This is a genomic window from Streptomyces sp. NPDC049597, from assembly GCF_040675505.1.
Taxonomy (GTDB): domain Bacteria; phylum Actinomycetota; class Actinomycetes; order Streptomycetales; family Streptomycetaceae; genus Streptomyces.
The window spans coordinates 87,947-105,761 of record NZ_JBFAOY010000021.1 but is presented as its reverse complement, the minus strand read 5'-3'; the positions used below and the strand labels follow the sequence as shown (position 1 = coordinate 105,761).

Genomic DNA, 17,815 nt, shown 5'->3' with positions numbered 1-17,815 from the left:
GTGCTCCACAGGACGCCGCGCGAGGCAGGAGACCCAAGGTGACGGAACGTGATCGCCCGCCGGGTACGTCGGCCGCGTTGTGCGTCGTGCTGCGCAACGACGAGGAGCAGTACGCGATCTGGCCCGCCGATCGCCGGATTCCGGCCGGGTGGCACCGAATCGGCGGCCCGGCGTCCGCCGCGTGGTGCGCGAGCCTGGTCGACCGCGTGTGGACGGACATGCGGCCCGCAAGCGCCCGCGCCGAGCCGCGGCCCCCGGGGTCCGCGCCATGCACCGTGCCCGAGCTGGTCCGGGAGCGGGCGAGGCGTGAGCCGTCCGCTCTCGCGGTGCTCTCGGACGAGGGGCAGCTCAGCTACGCCGAGCTGATCGGCCGCGCCGACCGGCTCGCCCACCGGCTGCGGCGGGCGGGCACAGACGCGGAATCCGTCGTCACCGTGTGCCTCGACCGCGTGCCCGAGCTGGTCGTCGCGCTGCTGGGGGTGCTGAGCTCCGGCGGTGCGTTCCTGCCCCTCGACCCGGCCACACCACGGCAACGGATGGTCGCACTGGTCGCGGAGACCGGGTCACGCCTCATCATCTCGAGTCCCGAGCACGCCCCGATGTTCGCCGGGTGCGAGGCGCGGATCGTCGACGCCGGGGAACCGGACACGCAGGCGCCGGCGGAGGCACCGCGGCCGGCACGCGGCCCCCGGCCGGACGACCTCGCCTACGTGATCTACACCTCCGGATCCACCGGCCCCCCCAAGGGCGTGATGATCAGCCACCGGTCGCTGAGCCACTCCCTCACCGCGGTCGCCCAGGCATACCGACTGACGCCCGGCGACCGGGTGCTGCACGCCGCCGCGCTCGGCTTCGACACGTCACTGGAGCAGATCTTCGCCACGCTGATCAGCGGCGCGACGCTCGTCCTCGCAGGAACACGGCCGTGGGCGCCCACCGACCTGCTGCACCGCCTTCCGGAGCACGGCATCACCGTCGCCGACCTGACGCCCGCCTACTGGCAGCGGCTCGTCTCCGTCGCCGACCGCGGGGAGATCCTCGCGTCGCTGAGGCTCGTCATCGTCGGCGGCGAGACCGTCACCGCGAAGCAGTGCCGCGCCATTCTGTGCCGGATCCCCGGCGCTCGGCTCGTCAACGCCTACGGGCTCACCGAGACCACCATCACCTCCACGCTCTGCGACCTGAACGAAGAGGTGCTCGCCGCCCCGGACACCGCCGTCGCACCGGTCGGCAGGCCCCTGGAGGACAATCACGTCCACGTGGTCGACGCCGAACTGCGCCCGGTGCCGCCGGGCGAGCGCGGCGAGATCTACATCGGCGGCCCGGGGCTGGCGCGCGGAATCTGGCGACAACCCGCCCTGACCGCGCAGCAGTTCCTTCCCGACCAGCACGGCTCGCGGCCGGGTGAGCGGATGTACCGCACGGGGGATCTGGGCCGCTGGCGCCTCGACGGCAACCTGGAAGTCCTGGGCCGGGTCGACGACCAGATGAAGATCCGCGGGTTCCGGGTCGACCCGGCGGAGATCGAGGCCGCGCTCGTCTCCCGCCCGGAGATCGGCCAGGCGATGGTGGTCGCCCGCGCCCGCGACAACGGCGACCGGGACCTCATCGCGTACTACACGCCGGCCGCGCCGGCGACCGGCGACGGAGCCGCGCTGCGCCCCCGGCTGCGGTCGGCGCTCGCCGAGACCCTGCCGGGTTACATGATCCCGGCAGCCTTCCACGAGGTGGACCTGCTGCCCGTCACGCCCAACGGAAAGCTCGACCGCAGCGCCGTGCCGGAACCCAGGACCGCCGCAGCGACGGACGACGCCGACGACCGTCCGGTGCTGCACGGGATGGCCCAGTTGTGGGGCCAGGTCCTGGACGTGGACTACGTTCGTCCGCACGACGACTTCTTCGAGCTGGGCGGCAATTCGCTCCTGGCCATGGAGATGCTCGCCCGGACCCGCATCGTGTTCGGCATCGGCGTCACGCAGATCCGCGACCTGACCCGGTCACTGCTGCTGTGCCCGACGCTCGCCGCGTTCGCCGAGTCCGTGCGCCGGGCACGTGCCGGCACACTGGCGCATCCGGACGGCGGCAGAATCGACTTCGCCGCCGAGACGGACCGGCTCCTTCCGGCGATAGGCGGTGACGCGCCGGCACCGGACCCCCGGCACCCCGGTGACGTCCTCCTCACCGGGGCGACGGGCTTCTGCGGCGCGCACATGATCGACGAGTTGCTGCGCAGGACGACGGGCCGGATCCTCTGCCTGGTCAGGGCCTCCGACGACCGGCACGGCATGGAGCGGATCCGGGCGAGTCACCAGCGGTACCTCCTCAGCGACCTGTCCAGCGAGCGCGTCCAGCCGGTCGTCGGCGACCTGGGCAAGCCCGGACTGGGGCTGCCTCCCGGCCGTTTCGAAGAGCTGGGATCGACCATCGACGCCGTCTACCACTTCGGCGGCCAGGTCAACTTCATCTATCCGTACCACGAGTTGCGTGCGGCCAATGTCGACGGAACGTACGAGATGATCCGCCTGGCCGCCCGAAGGGCCGTCCCACTCCACTACGTCTCCACCATGGCGGTGCTCGCCGGATTCGGGACCGCAGGGGTGCGCGCGGTGACAGAGAGCACGCCGCTGGGCTTCCCCGAGTATCTGTCGGTGGGATATGTGGAGAGCAAATGGGTCGCCGAGGCGCTGCTGAAGAAGGCGTCCGACGCGGGCCTGCCCGTCGCCGTCTACCGCCTGATGGACGTCACGGGCAACAGTGGGACCGGCGTGATGAACACCAGCAGCGAGATGTGCGCTCTCATCGCCTTCATCGCGCGGACCGGACTGTGCCCTGACGTCCGGCTGCTGCTGGACTTTCTGTCGGCCGACTGCCTCACCCGCGCACTGGGGCACATCTCCACCCACCGTCCCGCCCGCGGTGACGTCTACCACCTCACCAACCCGCGTTCCGCCCCACTGCACTCGCTCGCCGAGCGCATGCGCGTGCGGGGTTACCCCGTCCGGGAAGTCCCGTACGCCGAGTGGATCGCCGCTCTGGTGAAGTACGCGGCCGGGCACCCCACCGACCCGATGACCCCGTTCGTCCCGCTCTTCGTCGACCGGTGCCACCGCGCCGACATCACCGTGAGCGAGATGTACTTCCAGGGCGTCTTCCCGGCCTTCACCCGTACCAACGCGGAACGGGCGCTGATGGAGGCCGGGATCGAGGTTCCCCCGGTGGACGCGGAGATGATGGACCGCCACATCGACTTCCTCCAACAGATCGGCTACGTCCTGCCCGTGACGAGCCCGGATCAGGGAGCTGCACGGTGGTGAGCCGATGCCACGGCTGGGAGGCGCTCGACGTCACGGAAGGAGCGGCCGACGGTCCGGTGGCCTTCTGCGCCGATCTCAGTCCCGCCAGCCTCCTGGCGGCGTACCGCGCCGGGGTCTATCCGTTCCCGGCATACAACGAGTACGCCCGCACCCTCAACGAAGTGGTCTTCGCCGATCAGGTCCAGGAGGGCCGCATACGGCTCGTGGGGGAGGAGCCGGCCGATCCCTATGCCGTCTCCTGGTGGTCGCCCGACCCGAGGCCGGTGCTGCCCGTCTCGGCCGTGCACCTCAGCCGGAGCCTCGCCCGCCGGCTGCGCAACAGCCTGCCGTGGTCAACCACCCTGGACCGTGAGTTCGAGCGTGTCGTCCGCGCATGCCGCGGCGACCGCAGCCCCCCGTGGCTCACGGAGGAGCTGATAGCAAGCCTGATCCACCTGCACGATCTCGGTCATGCTCACAGCGTCGAGGTGTGGGAGGACGGCAATCTGGTCGGCGGCGTCTTCGGCCTGCGGGTCGGATCCGTCTTCAGCATGGATTCGATGTTCTTCCACCGTTCCGGCGCCTCGAAGGTCGCGGTGACCGACCTCGCGGCGCGCTTCGGACAGGCCGGCGGCGTGCTGCTCGACGCGCAGCGGGACAGCCCGCACGTCCGTGGCCTGGGCGGCATCCTCGTACCGCGAGAGCAGTACGTGCGGCACCTGCGACCCGCCGCGTGCGACAGCCCGCCGATGCCCACAGCCACCCTGCCCGCCCGCCGCCTCGCCCAGCCGGCAGGATCGCGCTGACCTCTTTCCTCACTCCGTCCTGCCGAACGTCGCGAGCAGCGCGTCCAGCCCGGCGGTCAGGGCCTCGGGACCGCTCTGTTCGGCGAGGGCGGCGGCCGTGTCCCGGAGCGTGGGGAGCTCCTGCGGTGGCATCCGGTGCAGGCCGAGGCGGAACGCGGGCTCGGATTCCTCCGGGCTGTCCACCATGGCCTGCAGCTCCACGGAGACGTAACCGAGGACCCAGCCGGTGAAGGAACGGAAGACGGCCGCGGAACGGACCTCGTCGAGCCCCGCTCCCCGCAGCAGCGCGAGCACGCGCTCATGGTGCTTCAGGACCGGGAGGGGCCGGCGCGCCAGCGGGACGGCCAGCATGCGGGTCGCGAGCAGCGGCACCACATGGGGATGGGTCAGGCAGACGGCGTACGTGGCCTGCGCGATCCGGGCCAGCTCGGCACGCCAGGTGGACGCCTCGGCCCCGGCGGCCAGACGCTCCTCGAGTTCGACGTACAAGGCTTCGACCAGGCCGTCCAGGAGGGCGTCCTTGCCGGCGGCGTACCGGTAGAGAGCCATGGCCTCCACGTCGAGCTCGGCGCCCAGCCGCCGCATGCTCAGCGCCGAGAGGCCATCGCGGTCCACCAGCTCCAGCGCGGTGGCAAGGAGACGCTCCCGGCTCAGCCGGCCGTAGCGACCGCGGTCGCCTGCCCTGCGCGCCGGAGCCGCCGCGGTGTCCCCGGTCGCCCCTCCTGACTTCGCCCTGTCCTCGGCCATGCCCTCGCCTCCAGCTGATCGCCCCCGAGCGGTGATCCGCCTGATTGACTCTACGCACATCCGGGTAGAAAATGTAAGTATACATCGTAAATATATGGTTTTGTCACGCGGTGCGGCCGGCCGCATCCCCACAGCGGCCGGTGCCACCGGCGATGGCAACGCAGCGCGGGAGCGCGTGGTGACGGGACAACCCGTATCAGCGACGCGGGACCCGCCGACAGGTCCACAGCCGCCCGCGACCAGGTGCAAAGCGCCAGGACCTAGGTATCGATCATGAGCACACTCATCGAGGATTACGCCCTCATCAGTGATCTGGAAACCGCCGCCATGGTCGGCAGGAACGGGTCCCTGGACTGGCTGTGCCTGCCCCGATTCGACTCGCCGGCCTGCCTCGCCGCTCTGCTCGGCACCGAGAACAACGGATTCTGGCGGGTGGCTCCCGCCGCCTGCCGTCCCTGTACTCGTCGGGCCTACCAACCGGACACGCTGGTCCTGGAATCGGAGTGGGTCACCGAGACCGGCGTGGTCCGGGTCACGGACTTCATGCCGCCGCGCACCCAGCTGCCGGGCGTCGTCCGTATGGTCGAGGGCCTGTCGGGCTCGGTGCACATGCGCAGCGAACTACGGCTGCGTTTCCACCAGGGCCGTGTCGTGCCGTGGATCCGGGTCGCCGAATCCGGCACGCTCGCGGTCGCCGGGCCGGACGCCGTCTGGCTCCACGCCGACGGTTCCGTGCCGGCCCTGCACAACGACGACTCCACGGTCCTGGAGTTCACCGTTTCAGCAGGCCAGCGCCTGTCCCTGACACTGGTGTGGTCGCCGTCGCACCGGCCGGAGCCGCCCGCACCGCTGTCCGTTCCGGCGGAGACGGCGCTGAAGGAGACGAGTGACTACTGGCGGCGATGGAGCGCCCAATGCCGCTACCAGGGCCCGTGGCGGGAGGCGGTGGTGCGTTCCCTCATCACGCTCAAGGCGCTCACCTACGCGCCCACGGGGGGCATCGTCGCCGCGCCGACCACCTCGCTCCCGGGGGACATCGGAGGCGAGCGCAACTGGGACTACCGCTACTGCTGGCTGTGCGACTCCACCCTGAGCCTGTCCTGCCTGCTGCGCAGCGGCTACCGGGAGGAGGCGACGGCATGGCTGGACTGGCTCGTGCGGGCCATCGCGGGCGCCGCCGCCGATCTGCAGACCGTGTACGGCGTCGGAGGCCAGCGGCTCCTGCCCGAGACCGAGGCGCCGTGGCTGCCCGGCTACGAGGGATCGCGGCCGGTCCGGTTCGGGAACTCGGCGGTGAACCAGTACCAGTTGGACACCTACGGCGAGGTCCTGGACACGCTCTGGCTGTGCTTGCGGGCCGGGATTCCCATGCCGGCCCACGTGTGGAGCCTGGTCGAAGCGCTCATGGGCCACCTCCAGCGGCACTGGCACGAGCCGGACCAGGGGCTGTGGCAGGTGAGGGGACCCCGGCGGCAGTTCGTGCACTCCAAGGTCATGGCATGGGTGGCCGCCGACCGGGCCGTGCGCATGGGGGAAATGCTCGGCAGGAACCGGTGCCTGGACCAGTGGCGCGTCATGCGCGACGACGTGCACCGGGAGGTCTGCCGTGAGGGCTGGGATGCCCACAGGAGATCGTTCGTGCAGTCCTACGGCTCATCGGCCCTGGACGCCTCGGCACTGCTGATCCCCAGGCTCGGCTTCCTGCCTGCCCGGGACGAACGGGTGCGCGGCACGGTGCGGGCGATGCGGCAGCTGGCCCACGGGGGATTCGTGCGGCGGTACGAGCCCGACGGCCACGGCGTGCACGGTGTGGACGGCATGCGCGGCCCCGAGGGCGCGTTCGTGTCGTGCTCCCTGTGGTACGCCGACGGACTCGCTGCCACCGGGCATCCGCAGCAGGCCAGGGAGGCCTTCGAGCGGGTCCTCGCCATCCGCAACGACGTCGGTCTGCTCGCCGAGCAGTGGGACCCTGACACCGGCCGCCAACTGGGCAACGCGCCGAAGGCCTTCAGCCACATCGCCCTGGTGGAGACGGCGTTCGCCCTGTCGGCACCACCGGTGCCGGCGGGAGGGCCCGGACCCCGCCATGGACGCCGGGCACCATCGACAGCGCGGCCGGCGGGGCCGGGGGACGGCCCGGGTTCGGGCGACGCCGCAGCATGGAGAACGGCTGACAGCTGCCGTGCGGGCCCTCCCGGGGTCAGAGCGGCGACGACGGCGGCACAGCCTCCACGGCGTCGACCCGGCGGCTCTCGAGCGGCGGCGAGCATCGGCTGAGAGGTCGGGCCCGGTCCGGAAGTCCCCGGACCGGGCCATGCCGCTCCTGGACGGCCAACCGCCCTGACGTCGCAGTGGAGCCTCAGCCGGTGACCTTTCCGGTGGTGACCAGGGCGAAGTCGGCGTCGGTCGCGGGCGTTTCCACGTGTCCGTCCACGTTGACCTGGCTGGCGACGACCTGGATGGTCCAGGTGCCGGCGGCCGGATTCTGGATGAACACGTTCTCCACGGTGTCGACGGTGTTGGCCGAGCCGCCCGGTGTCGACCAGTTGCCGGCCGCGAGTCCGTTGTTCCCCCAGTACACGGTGCCGTCCGGGGCGGTGAGCTTCAGGGTCAGGTCGTTGACCCGCGCCTGGGCCGCCGACGGTGAGCCCATGGGGTCGGTGTAGGCCATCGTCGCCTTCAGCGGCTCGCTGCCGTCGGTGGTCAGCGTGTACGTCGCGGTCTGGCCGCCGGCGAGCACGTCGGTCTCGTTGACCAGGATCGGCAGATGCCAGTTGTTGTCCTGCGCCTTCTGGTACAGGTTGCCGGCGCTGGCCGTACCCCAGCCCTGCTTCATCCGGGCCAGGTCGTGGGACTCGCCCGTGAAGGCGTACTGATCGGCCGAGTTGATCAGCAGCGCCTTCGCGGTGGCGGCATGCGGCCGGGACGTGAAGACGTCGCGGTCCTGACCGGGGCCGCCCTCGAAGACCCCGTCGGCCCACATCTGGAAGATGAGGCCCGCATAGCCGCAGGTGATCGGCGTGGAGGCGCTGGTGCCGCTGAACGTGCCGGTGTACGCGGCGTCGCTGCCGCTCGCGGTGGTGTAGACCGCGTCGTAGTAGTTCGACAGGTCGGGCTTGATCCGCCCGTCCGCGGCAGGGCCGATGCTCCCGCCGCCGTTCCACGCGTCGTCGGTGCGGGAGACGGTGTCGTAGTGGTAGACGCCGCCGACGGACACCACGTTCTTCGCCCACGCCTGCGGCCGGGCAGAGCGGTTGCCCGTGTTGCCCTGGGTCTGGCAGATCAGGATGTCGTGGTCGAAGACGATGTCGTCCATCGCGGCCGACGTGGAGTTGTAGCCGAACGTCAGCGCGCTGCCCCAGCTGTTGGACTGGAACACCGCCCGGTAGGGACCTGCCGGGTCGACGAGCTGGGAGGTGTGCGTCCACCGGTCGGACACCTGGTTGTTGGCGAAGATCGGCTGCGCCTGGGGGAGCAGACCGCGGGCAGTGGCGTTCACTCCGGAGGAGAAGATCTGCCCGTACGTCGAGGTGCCGTGGCTCGTGCTGGTGGTGTTGGCGGTGTGCATGATCGGCGGGAACGCCGCGAACTCCTGGTGCGTGGTGCGCAGCCCGGTGTCCATCACCTCGCCGCGTACGCCTTGGCCGAGGTACCCCTGGGCGGTCTCGATGGTGTCGGCGCCGCCGGCGACGCGGGCGTTGTTCATGTCCACTTCCGGTGCCGTCCAGACGTCGAGCGCGAGCACCGCGTCCAGGTGCGCCACGGCAAGCGCCTGCGCCGGCTCCAGGGTCGCCTCGATCAGTTGCCGGCTCGCCGATGCGACGTGCACCTTCCCGCCGAGCGCCTTGATCCGCTTGACCACCGCCCTTTGGTCGGCGGCGTTCCGTTCCACGAGCGTGATGAGGTATCGGCCGCTGCTCGACGGCGCGGCCCCGCCCTCGACCTTGTCGCCGGCGTCGTACCGGCCGACCCATCGCACGAAGGGCAGTGCGGCGACCTGTACCCGAGTCGCTTCGTCCATGCGCACCACATACGCGGCGTCGGGAATGTAGGCGCCGATCCGGGCTCCGAGGGCCGCCAGCGCGGCGCGGTGGCTGTCGCGCGGTGCGGTCGTGAACTGGACCAGGTACGCACGGCCCACCTCCGACCGCAGGCGTCCCCGCGGCCGCGAGCGTTCCGCGTCCGGTGTGGTCGGGTCGAAGGTGCGGGTGCGCAACCGGATGAGGGTGGGCTGGTGGTCCTTGCTGTCGCCGGCGAGCCGGGTCGCTTCCGTGCGGCCGTGGTGCGACGCCGGCATGGACAGGGCGGGGCTGGCAGCGGCGGCGAGGGCCAGGGCGAGCACGGTGTACGACGCTGTGCGCGCGGACTTGCGCATGGGGAGGCTCCCGGACGAAGATCCGCCGAAAAACGCGGATGGGTGAAAGCGGTCGAGGAACGCTAACCGGTCGAAGCGCGGAAGAAACCGTCTGATCGGGTGACGGTGTGTCAAAATCACCCGCAGGGGGATCTATAGTCGCGGCGTGCAAATGCTGTGGACGCTTGTGGGCGTCGGGTCGGCGGTCGTGGTGTCGGTGCTGCCCGGCGCGGCCCAGCCTGTGGCGAGCTACGCCGGGGAACGCGTCGCTCAGCCGCCGGGCACGTTGTCGATCACCGTGCCGGCCGCGGTGAATGTCGGCACGGCTTTCCCCGGCTCATCGACCAGCCGGCAACCCGGCGAAGTCCGGGTCTCGGATACGCGGGGCAGCCGGCCGGCGGTCTGGGCCGCGACGGTGGCGGCGACCGACTTCACCACGCCGGGCGGCGGCGCCGCCCGGCAGATCTCCCGGAGTCAGGTCTCGTACTGGTCGGGTCAGGTCACCAGCACCATCGGCCCCGGCACTCGCGTTCCGGGCCAGGCCACGAGCGCGCAGGTGCAGAGCCTGAGCGTCCCGCGTACGGCGTTCAGCAAGACGTCGGGCAACGGCAACAACACCACCGCCTGGCAGCCGACGCTGATCGTCGCCGTGCCGGCGACCGCCGTCGGCGGCACCTACACCGGGACCGTCACCCACTCAGTCGCATGAAAGGGACTGGATAATGACATTTCATCAGATACCCGGCTATGGTCATTCCGTGCGAAGAAGATCATTGATTTCGTGTGTCATCGCCGCCGCCGTTGTCGGCGCGGTTTCGCCGCCTGCGGTAGCCCAAGGGCCGTCGGGGGACACGACCGTGACATTCACCGTGGCCACAGCGAACCTCACGATCGAGGTGCCCGCCGCGCGCGACCTGGGGTCCGGGTTCCCGGGGCAGACGATCAGCGGTCAGCTCGGCACCGTGACGGTGAGAGACCAACGGGCCGCGGCAGACGCCACGTGGACAGCGCAGGTGGTCGCGACGCAGTTCGACACCGGAACGGACCAGCCCACCGAGACCGTTCCGCCGAATCTGGTGGACTACTGGTCCGGGCCGGCGACCTCCACCACCGGCAACGGCGAATTCGTGCCGGGCCAGCCCACGCGTGCCAGCCGCACCAGCCTGGAGCGGCCACGCACCGCGTTCTCCCACACCTCGGGTAGCGGAAACAACAGCGCGAGCTGGAACCCCACCCTGGAGATCACCATTCCGCAGGAGGCTGTCGGCGGACTCTACAGCGGGACGGTGACCCATTCGGTGGCGTGAGCCCGTGGGTGGACTGCTCCTTGCTCTGTCGCTGCTCCTCGGATCCGTCGCGCCTGTTGCCGCGGAGGCACCGCGGCGGGCGACTGACGACGTGAGCGTCGGGATCCGGATCGTCGACGCACCGGTCAGCCGCCGCGACGACAACCGTGCCCACCGGTACATCATCGACCACATCAAACCGGGCCAGCAGATTCGCCGGCGGATCGCGGTCACCAACCTGTCGGACAGGCGACACCGCGTACAGCTTTACCCCGCGGCCGCAGCGGTCCACAAGGACGGCTTCGCCTTCGCCCCCGGTCGCACCGGCAACGAGCTCACCAGATGGGTGAGGCTCGAGCACGACGAACTCGTCCTGGACCCCGACGAGACGGCCACCGTGTGGACCGAGATCACCGTGGCGAAGCATGCGACCGGCGGCGAACACTACGGTGTCGTCTGGGCGGAGATCAGTCCCGAACGCGACCCCTCGAAGCAGGTACGCCACGCGGCCCGCGCCGGGGTGCGCATCTATCTGTCCGTCGGGCCCGGCGGCGAACCACGCTCGGACTTCCGCATCGACGATCTCACCGCCACCCGCGCCGCCGACGGCGCACCGATGGTCACGGCCCACGTGAAGAACACCGGCGGCCGGGCCCTCGACCTCACGGGCAAACTCACCCTGTCCAACGGACCGGGCGGCGCGTTCGCAGGCCCGTTCAACGTCAACGCGGGCACGGTCGGCCGCGGCCGCTCGACGGTCGCGACCACCGCACTCGACCCGCGACTGCCGGGCGGTGCGTGGACCGCACGGCTGACCCTCTCCAGTGGACTCGTCACACGCGAGACCACCGGCCGCATCACCATCAGCACGCCACAGCGCGACGGAAAGCCCCAGACGGCACTGCTCACGCTCGGCGGCCTCGTCTCGGTTGTCGCAGCGCTGCTCGTGGCGTACGCGTACCGCCGCCGCAGCCGCGCGCGCTGACGGGCCCCGGATCACCGACACCCAGGACGAGCACGACGCGCTGGGCAAGGTCGAGGCCCGAACGCCATGGGGTGCTTGTCGGTACGTCCCGATACGGTGCGCTGGACGCGGACAACCGGGAGGGAAAATGGCAGGTCGGGCCGATGTCGACGCGCTGCTGCGCATCATGCCCAACGATTACGGCGCTGACGAGCACGTCGACTGGGCGGCAGCTGAAGCACACTTGGGTACTTCTCTGCCCGGTGACTACCAGGCCTTCATGGCCCTGTACGGCGGTGGTTCCATCGATGACCTGGGCATCCACTCGCCTCTGTCGGGCGGGAACTGGGCAGGGGCGATCTCCGGCCACATCGAGGGGTTGCGCGAGCTGTGGGCCATGGACGGAGGCGTTCCCGGGGTTCAGCTGGGCGCGGAACGAGTCCTGCCGTGGGGGAGCGGCTGCAACGCAAACGAGCTGGGTTGGCTGATGACAAGTGCGGATCCGGACCGGTGGCCGGTGGTGGTTTGGCGCCGTCACGGATCACCGCGCTGGGCAGTGTTCGAATGCGGCATGGCTGAGTTCCTCCGCAGACTCATGACCGCCGAGTTCGACAAATGTCCCCTCAGTGACCTGTCACTGTGGGGACATGTGGGAACGTTCGTCCACCACCTGGAGCAGGAACGCCGATTCCACGCCGGCCTGGACCCCATGACCGGCGAACCCGACCCCTACGCGCACATGTTCGGCTGAACAGGCCTGGCGACCCGAGTTCGGCCTGCGTGCTGCTGACGGTCACAGGACCGCCTGTCGGGCCAGGACGAGAGCCTCGCCGTTCTACCCGGGCTGTATCAGCGGGGCAAGCGGACCAGGGGCGGCTCGGCAGCGAGAAGTTCACGAGCGAGCCGCTGGCGACGGGCCGATCGGGCGCCCGCGTCCACCAGGGGTCTGCAGGGTGAGGCCTGAGCGGCGCGCACCCTTCAGGAGCCGTGCGGCTCCAGGGGGCGGCCGCTCAGGACGTTCCAGCGCTCGGCGCGGCCGCTGAGTTCGGTGGCGGTCAGCGGGCGGACGTCGATGCGCCAGAAGGCGTGATCGGCGGCGGCGAGGGCATGGACGACGGCGGCGCGGACAACGTCGGGTTCGACGACGGCGACGACGCGCGGGGCCGGGTCGCCGCGAAGAGCGTCGAGCCAGGCGCCGACCCGGATCCGTACGTCCCGTAGGGCCTCCCCGCCATGAGGCGCGACGGTGGGGTCGTTCAGCCAAAGGGCCACGGATTCCGCCTCGGCGGCCGCGACGTCGTCCAGTGTCCGTCCGCGCCAGCGGCCCATGTCGCAGGCGGCGAGGGCAGCTTCAGGTGCGACGTCGTCCAGCCCGAGGGCCCGGGCGGTTTCGCGGCAGCGGCGGGACGGTGAGGCGAAGGCGAGGGCGGCCGGGGGGAGCCCGGCCGCGGCGCCCTCGGCACGCGCGATCCCCGCCGGGTCGAGCGGGGTGTCGTCGTCGAAACGGACGCTTCGCAGCGCCTCACTCGTCGCGGGGGAGACCAGCGTCACCCGTGTCGTCATCAGCCTCTCCGGTGTGCCCGTGTGCGGCAGTCGTGCGGCACGCACCCTACCCAGAGGGGGCGCACGGGAGTGATTCAGGACTCACGCCCTTGGCTGAATGTCATGCACGCGGTACGTTCTCGGCGACATCTGAACAATGCGACGACGGCGAGACGGAAGTCCGGTGGGAAACCGGCACGGTCGCGCCACTGTGTGCTGCCGCGGCACCCCGTGAGGGGTGAAGCGGCGGCGAGTCAGACCCGTGGGCCGTCGTCACGCACCACCATATGGGCGCGTGTTCCCGAGGAGGTTCCACCATGGCCGAGGCTGCCGTCTCCGCTGCCGCATCCACCCCTTCCGTTTCCGCTCCGGCTCCTTTGCCGGCGCGCGCGGTCCTGCCCTGGGCTCTGTTCGTCGCCCTCCTGGCGCTGGTCGCGCTGTACTTCGTCGGCGCCGAGCAGGGCGCCACGTCCGTCTTCGCGGGTGAGACCGTGCACGAGTGGGTGCACGACGGACGTCACCTGCTCGGCTTCCCCTGCCACTGAAGGGGCCGGCACCGCACATGTTCGCCTCAACTGTCAGAGGCCTGCTGGTCCGTGGCATGCTCGCGGGCCTGATCGCAGGACTGTTCGCCTTCGCCGTGGCCTACGTGGTCGGGGAGCCGCCTGTGGACGGCTCGATCGCGGTGGAGGAAGCCCAAGCCGCCCAGGAGGCCCACGCCGGACACGGCGCGGCCGCCGCTGAAGAAGAGGAGGAAGCGGTCAGCCGCCCGGTCCAGTCGACAGCCGGCCTGGCCACCGCAGTGCTGGTGTACGGGGTGGCGCTGGGCGGAATCGCGTCGCTGGCGTTCTCGTTCGCGCTCGGGCGCGTCGGCCGGTTCAGTCCGCGGGCGACCGCGGCGCTCACCGCGGGCGCCGCCTTCATCCTCGTCTACCTGATCCCGTTCCTGAAGTACCCGGCCACGCCGCCGGCCGTCGGGAACCCGGACACCATCGGCAAGCGCACCACGCTGTTCTTCCTGATGATCCTGCTCAGCGTGCTGCTGGGCATCGCAGCGGTCATCGCCGGGCGGCGCCTCGCGCCGCGCCTCGGCAACTGGAACGCGACGCTCGCCGCCGGCGCCGGGTTCATCGCCGTGACAGCTGTGGCGTTCGTGTTCCTGCCGGCGAACGACGACGCGGTGAAGGCCGGCTTCCCGGCAGCACTGCTGTGGGAGTTCAGGCTTGCCTCCGTGGCGATCCAGGCGGTCCTGTGGGCGGTCTTCGGCGTCGTCTTCGGTGTCCTCGCGCAGCGTCTGCTGGCGCCTCGGCCGTCCACCGCCGGCACCGAAACCGGGCAGGCCGTACCGGCTGCCGGCTGACTGGCCCCGAGCCCGTCCACGGCACGGCCCCGTCCCCGCGAGCGCGCGGGTCCGGGGCCTTCGTCCTGCCGGGTGAGGCATCCCGGTGGCCGGCGACGGTGACCGGGCGGCATTCGCCGAGGAGAATCGCTGCATGCGGATTCTGATCATCACCGCCGGTTCACGGGGCGATGTCGCGCCCTTCACCGGCCTGGGGCGGCGCCTGATGGAGGCGGGCCATCGGGTCGCCGTGGCCGCTCACCCGTCCTTCGCCGCTCTCGTCGGCGGATGCGGTCTGGAGTACCGGCCTGTGCCGGGAGACCCGAAGGGGCTGATCCGAGCCTGGTCCCGGGCGGCGTCGCGGGAAGAGGTCCGGGCCTTGACCAGGGCGTACGCGGACGGGCTCGCCGATGGGGTGGCTGAGGCCGTGGCCGGCGGATCCGACCTGGTGCTCACCGCGTTCGGCCCGGCACCGCTCAGCCGGACGGCCGGCGAAGCGTTCGGCGTCCCCGTCATCGGCACCTACCTCACGCCGGCGTTCGCCACCGCACAGTTCCCGCTGCCCGGCGCACCCGGCACCGACGGCCTGGGGCCGGACGGGAACATCGCCGCAGGCCAGGCAGTGCTGAGTCGCGCGGAAGGGCTCTTCGCAGGCACCGTGACCCGGCTGCGTGCCCGCCTCGGGCTGCCCGCCGGCGCGCCGTCGGCCCCGGGGGACCTCCGGCCGGTCTTCCACGGCTTCAGCCCACTGGTGGTGCCGCGCCCTGAAGACTGGCCGCCCCGGGTCGAAGTGACGGGTTACTGGTGGCCCGCGCGGCCGGACCGCTGGCAACCCCCGGCCGAACTCGTCGACTTCCTCCAGGCCGGTCCGCCCCCGGTGTTCATCGGGTTCGGCAGCATGGCACCGGGGCAGGGGGAGCGGCTCACCGAGCTGGTGGCCGCCGCGGTGCAACGGGCAGGCGTGCGCGCGGTGGTGCAGGCGGGGTGGGCCGGACTGAGCGGCTGCGGCGACGACGTCCTGCCCATCGGCGACATCCCGCACGACTGGCTGTTCCCTCGCACCGCCGCCGTCGTCCACCACGGCGGGGCGGGTACCACCGCAGCCGGACTGCGGGCCGGAGCACCCGCCCTGCCCGTACCCGTCATGGCCGACCAGCCGTTCTGGGCGTCTCGGCTGTACCGACTGGGAGTTGCCCCCCGGCCTCTGCCGTTCCACGACCTCACCGCCGAAGCCCTCGGTGCCGCGATCAGAGTCTGCCCTGTCGGAGCCGGCCCACCGCCGCCGCGCGGCCGAACTCGCCCACCGCATCGCCGCAGAGGACGGCGCCGCCACGGTGCTGGCTCACATCGGCTCAGGGGGCGCGGGGTGAACCCGAGGCTGCTCCATTGTCAACCGCGCCGCTGGGAGCTGATCCGCCGCGAGATCGATCGGGCGGCATTGTTCAGCATGTTCCTCCCTTACGCGTCGGCGGGCTTGCCTCTAGCCTGAGCCTGCTTGCAAGTTACCAGCCAGTCAACGATTCATTGACGGCGCACCGGGCCCCGGAGGTCGATGTGAGTTCCGCGCAGTCTCTTCTCGAAAGCCGCCCGCCTTCCGTGGCGCACCTCTTTCTCTCAAGAGTCGGGGCCACACCCGACCGGGAGGCGTACCGCTACCCCGCGCCGGCCGGCGACGGCACGTCCGGCACCGAACAGTGGCGCTCGCTGACATGGGCGCAGACCGCCGAGCGCGTCACGGCGATCGCGGCCGGCCTGATCGCCCTCGGGGTGCGCCCCGAGGAGAGGGTGGCGATCTGCTCCTCCACTCGGGTGGAGTGGATCCTGGCCGACATGGGCGCGATGTGCGCCGGCGCCGCAGCCACCGCCGTTTACCCGAGCACCAATGCCGACGAGACGGTGTACATTCTCGCCGACTCCGGCAGCCGGGCGATCTTCGTCGAGAACGCCGAGCAATTGGACAAGGTGGTCGCCCACGCGGAACGCCTGCCGGAACTCGGCCACGCGATCCTCTTCGACCCTCTGGCGGACCTCCCCCAGGTGGCGGGTCTGGAGGTGCTTTCCCTCGCTGACCTGGAGAAACAGGGGGCGGCGTACCTGGCGGAGCACCCGAACGCGATCGAGGAGACGGTACGGGCGATCGAGCGGGAACAGCTCGCCACCCTGATCTACACCTCCGGCACCACCGGCCGGCCCAAGGGCGTGCGCCTGGTGCACGACTGCTGGTCGTACCAGGCCGTGGCACAGGAGGCCGGCGGGCTGCGCTCCGACGATGTCCAGTTCGTGTGGCTGCCGCTGTCCCATGTCTTCGGCAAGGCCCTGATCTCCGGTCAGATCCAGACCGGTCATGTCATGGCGGTGGACGGACGGGTCGACCGCATCGTCACCAACCTGCCCACCGTCCGGCCCACCCTCATGGCGTCCGCGCCGCGGATCTTCGAGAAGGTCTACAACGGCATCGCGGGCAGAGCGAGAGCCGAGGGCGGAGCGAAATACAAGATCTTCCTCTGGGCGGCGAAGGTCGCCCGCGACTACGCACGGACGGGCCAGGAGAGCATGGCGGCAACCGGAAGACGCCGGGTGCCCCTCGCTCTCGCCGTGCAGCACGCCGTCGCTGACAGGCTGGTGTACGGCAAGATCCGCGCAGCCTTCGGAGGCAATCTGCGCGCCAGCGTTTCCGGCAGTGCCGCCCTCGCCCCCGACATCGGCTACTTCTTCTCCGGCGCCGGCGTGCACGTTCTGGAGGGCTACGGCCTGACCGAGACCAGCGCCGGCTGCGTCGTCAACCCCGTCGAGGACTACCGGATCGGCACGGTCGGCAAACCGCTCCCCGGCACGGAAGTCCGCATCGCCGAGGACGGGGAGGTCCTCTTGAGAGGCCCCGGCGTCATGCGCGGCTACCACAACCTGCCGGACAAGACCGCGGAGGTGCTGCGGAGCGACGGCTGGTTCCACACCGGCGACATCGGCGAGATGGACAAGGACGGCTTCGTCCGAATCACCGACCGCAAGAAGGACGTGTTCAAGACCTCCGGCGGCAAGTACGTGGCGCCCACCGAGATCGAGGGCCGCTTCAAGGCCGTCTGCCCCTTCGTCAGCAACATCGTGGTCCTCGGTAACAGCCGTAACTTCTGCACCGCCCTGATCACCCTGGACGAGAGCGTGATCATGCCCTGGGCGGCGTCTCACGACCTCGGCGGCCGCAGTTACGCCGAGGTCGTCTCCTCACCCCAGGTCCACGAGCTGATCGACGGTTTCGTCCAGCGGGTCAACGGCGACCTGCAACGGTGGCAGACCATCAAGAAATTCTCGGTGCTGTCGCGAGACCTCGACGTCGAGCACGGTGAGCTCACCCCCAGCCTCAAGGTCAAGCGGCCTGTCGTGGAGCGCGAGTACGCCGAGGTCATCGAGGGGATGTACGAGGGTTCCCGCGAGGCCTGACCTCCATCAAAAGGGGCTCCGGAGGGCCCGTCGCCGGTCGACCGAC

General features: G+C 70.8%; 14 protein-coding genes and 1 riboswitch. Of the genes, 11 read left to right on the top strand and 3 right to left on the bottom strand.

Features of this window, described 5'->3' with window-relative positions:
- The first annotated feature begins 38 nt into the window (after nucleotides 1–38).
- Together AB0K02_RS23235 and AB0K02_RS23230 are read left to right on the top strand one after the other, a co-directional pair.
- Nucleotides 39–3,314 (top strand): amino acid adenylation domain-containing protein, encoded by a 3,276-nt coding sequence (locus AB0K02_RS23235; protein ID WP_365994416.1) that lies wholly within the window; start codon nucleotides 39–41, stop codon nucleotides 3,312–3,314.
- Nucleotides 3,311–4,099, top strand: a complete 789-nt coding sequence (locus AB0K02_RS23230; RefSeq protein WP_365994415.1) for a leucyl/phenylalanyl-tRNA--protein transferase — start codon at nucleotides 3,311–3,313, stop codon at nucleotides 4,097–4,099. Before AB0K02_RS23235 ends, AB0K02_RS23230 begins: the two co-directional genes overlap by 4 nt.
- 9 nt (nucleotides 4,100–4,108) lie before the next feature.
- Here AB0K02_RS23230 and AB0K02_RS23225 read toward each other — a convergent pair whose 3' ends face one another.
- Complete coding sequence (locus AB0K02_RS23225) at nucleotides 4,109–4,846, bottom strand: TetR/AcrR family transcriptional regulator C-terminal domain-containing protein (protein ID WP_365994414.1); 738 nt, start codon at nucleotides 4,844–4,846, stop codon at nucleotides 4,109–4,111.
- Between the two features lie 273 nt (nucleotides 4,847–5,119).
- Here AB0K02_RS23225 and AB0K02_RS23220 point away from each other — a divergent pair, with 273 nt between their 5' ends.
- Nucleotides 5,120–7,123: a glycoside hydrolase family 15 protein gene (locus AB0K02_RS23220; protein WP_365994412.1), complete on the top strand. Its 2,004-nt coding sequence runs from the start codon at nucleotides 5,120–5,122 to the stop codon at nucleotides 7,121–7,123.
- Nucleotides 7,124–7,205: 82 nt separating this feature from the next.
- Here AB0K02_RS23220 and AB0K02_RS23215 read toward each other — a convergent pair whose 3' ends face one another.
- The gene (locus AB0K02_RS23215; RefSeq protein WP_365994411.1) at nucleotides 7,206–9,221 is read right to left on the bottom strand and encodes a S8 family serine peptidase; all 2,016 of its coding nucleotides are present in this window, start codon (nucleotides 9,219–9,221) and stop codon (nucleotides 7,206–7,208) included.
- A gap of 145 nt (nucleotides 9,222–9,366) precedes the next feature.
- Between AB0K02_RS23215 and AB0K02_RS23210 the strand changes: the two genes are divergently transcribed.
- The 4 genes from AB0K02_RS23210 (at nucleotide 9,367) to AB0K02_RS23195 (ending at nucleotide 12,201) form a co-directional block, all read left to right on the top strand.
- On the top strand, nucleotides 9,367–9,909 hold the full coding sequence (locus AB0K02_RS23210; RefSeq protein ID WP_365994410.1) for a hypothetical protein: 543 nt from the start codon (nucleotides 9,367–9,369) through the stop codon (nucleotides 9,907–9,909).
- A gap of 13 nt (nucleotides 9,910–9,922) precedes the next feature.
- Complete coding sequence (locus AB0K02_RS23205) at nucleotides 9,923–10,507, top strand: hypothetical protein (protein WP_365994409.1); 585 nt, start codon at nucleotides 9,923–9,925, stop codon at nucleotides 10,505–10,507.
- Nucleotides 10,508–10,598: 91 nt separating this feature from the next.
- Complete coding sequence (locus AB0K02_RS23200) at nucleotides 10,599–11,471, top strand: peptidase (protein ID WP_365994408.1); 873 nt, start codon at nucleotides 10,599–10,601, stop codon at nucleotides 11,469–11,471.
- Nucleotides 11,472–11,598: 127 nt separating this feature from the next.
- Nucleotides 11,599–12,201, top strand: coding sequence for a hypothetical protein (locus AB0K02_RS23195; protein ID WP_365994407.1), 603 nt, complete (start codon nucleotides 11,599–11,601; stop codon nucleotides 12,199–12,201).
- Between the two features lie 227 nt (nucleotides 12,202–12,428).
- Here AB0K02_RS23195 and AB0K02_RS23190 read toward each other — a convergent pair whose 3' ends face one another.
- Nucleotides 12,429–13,013: a histidine phosphatase family protein gene (locus AB0K02_RS23190; protein WP_365994406.1), complete on the bottom strand. Its 585-nt coding sequence runs from the start codon at nucleotides 13,011–13,013 to the stop codon at nucleotides 12,429–12,431.
- A gap of 154 nt (nucleotides 13,014–13,167) precedes the next feature.
- Nucleotides 13,168–13,252: riboswitch (cobalamin riboswitch) on the top strand.
- Between the two features lie 57 nt (nucleotides 13,253–13,309).
- On the opposite strand from AB0K02_RS23190, the gene AB0K02_RS23185 reads away from it, so the two are divergent.
- The 4 genes from AB0K02_RS23185 (at nucleotide 13,310) to AB0K02_RS23170 (ending at nucleotide 17,769) form a co-directional block, all read left to right on the top strand.
- The gene (locus AB0K02_RS23185) at nucleotides 13,310–13,537 is read left to right on the top strand and encodes a CbtB-domain containing protein (protein WP_365994405.1); all 228 of its coding nucleotides are present in this window, start codon (nucleotides 13,310–13,312) and stop codon (nucleotides 13,535–13,537) included.
- Nucleotides 13,538–13,554: 17 nt separating this feature from the next.
- Nucleotides 13,555–14,352 carry a CbtA family protein gene (locus AB0K02_RS23180; protein WP_365994404.1) on the top strand — a complete coding sequence of 266 codons (798 nt, stop codon included), beginning with the start codon at nucleotides 13,555–13,557 and terminating at the stop codon, nucleotides 14,350–14,352.
- Nucleotides 14,353–14,485: 133 nt separating this feature from the next.
- Nucleotides 14,486–15,820, top strand: a complete 1,335-nt coding sequence (locus AB0K02_RS23175; RefSeq protein ID WP_365994403.1) for a glycosyltransferase — start codon at nucleotides 14,486–14,488, stop codon at nucleotides 15,818–15,820.
- Nucleotides 15,821–15,885: 65 nt separating this feature from the next.
- A complete protein-coding gene (locus tag AB0K02_RS23170) occupies nucleotides 15,886–17,769 on the top strand; it encodes an AMP-binding protein (protein ID WP_365994402.1) in 1,884 nt (627 codons plus the stop codon).
- The last annotated feature ends 46 nt before the right edge of the window (nucleotides 17,770–17,815 follow it).

Coding starts and splice junctions, on each gene's coding strand:
- AB0K02_RS23190 (WP_365994406.1), bottom strand. CDS start 13,013: ATGACGACACGGGTGACGCTGGTCTCCCCCGCGACGAGTGAGGCGCTG.
- AB0K02_RS23215 (WP_365994411.1), bottom strand. CDS start 9,221: ATGCGCAAGTCCGCGCGCACAGCGTCGTACACCGTGCTCGCCCTGGCC.
- AB0K02_RS23225 (WP_365994414.1), bottom strand. CDS start 4,846: ATGGCCGAGGACAGGGCGAAGTCAGGAGGGGCGACCGGGGACACCGCG.
- AB0K02_RS23205 (WP_365994409.1), top strand. CDS start 9,923: ATGACATTTCATCAGATACCCGGCTATGGTCATTCCGTGCGAAGAAGA.
- AB0K02_RS23185 (WP_365994405.1), top strand. CDS start 13,310: ATGGCCGAGGCTGCCGTCTCCGCTGCCGCATCCACCCCTTCCGTTTCC.
- AB0K02_RS23220 (WP_365994412.1), top strand. CDS start 5,120: ATGAGCACACTCATCGAGGATTACGCCCTCATCAGTGATCTGGAAACC.
- AB0K02_RS23195 (WP_365994407.1), top strand. CDS start 11,599: ATGGCAGGTCGGGCCGATGTCGACGCGCTGCTGCGCATCATGCCCAAC.
- AB0K02_RS23175 (WP_365994403.1), top strand. CDS start 14,486: ATGCGGATTCTGATCATCACCGCCGGTTCACGGGGCGATGTCGCGCCC.
- AB0K02_RS23180 (WP_365994404.1), top strand. CDS start 13,555: ATGTTCGCCTCAACTGTCAGAGGCCTGCTGGTCCGTGGCATGCTCGCG.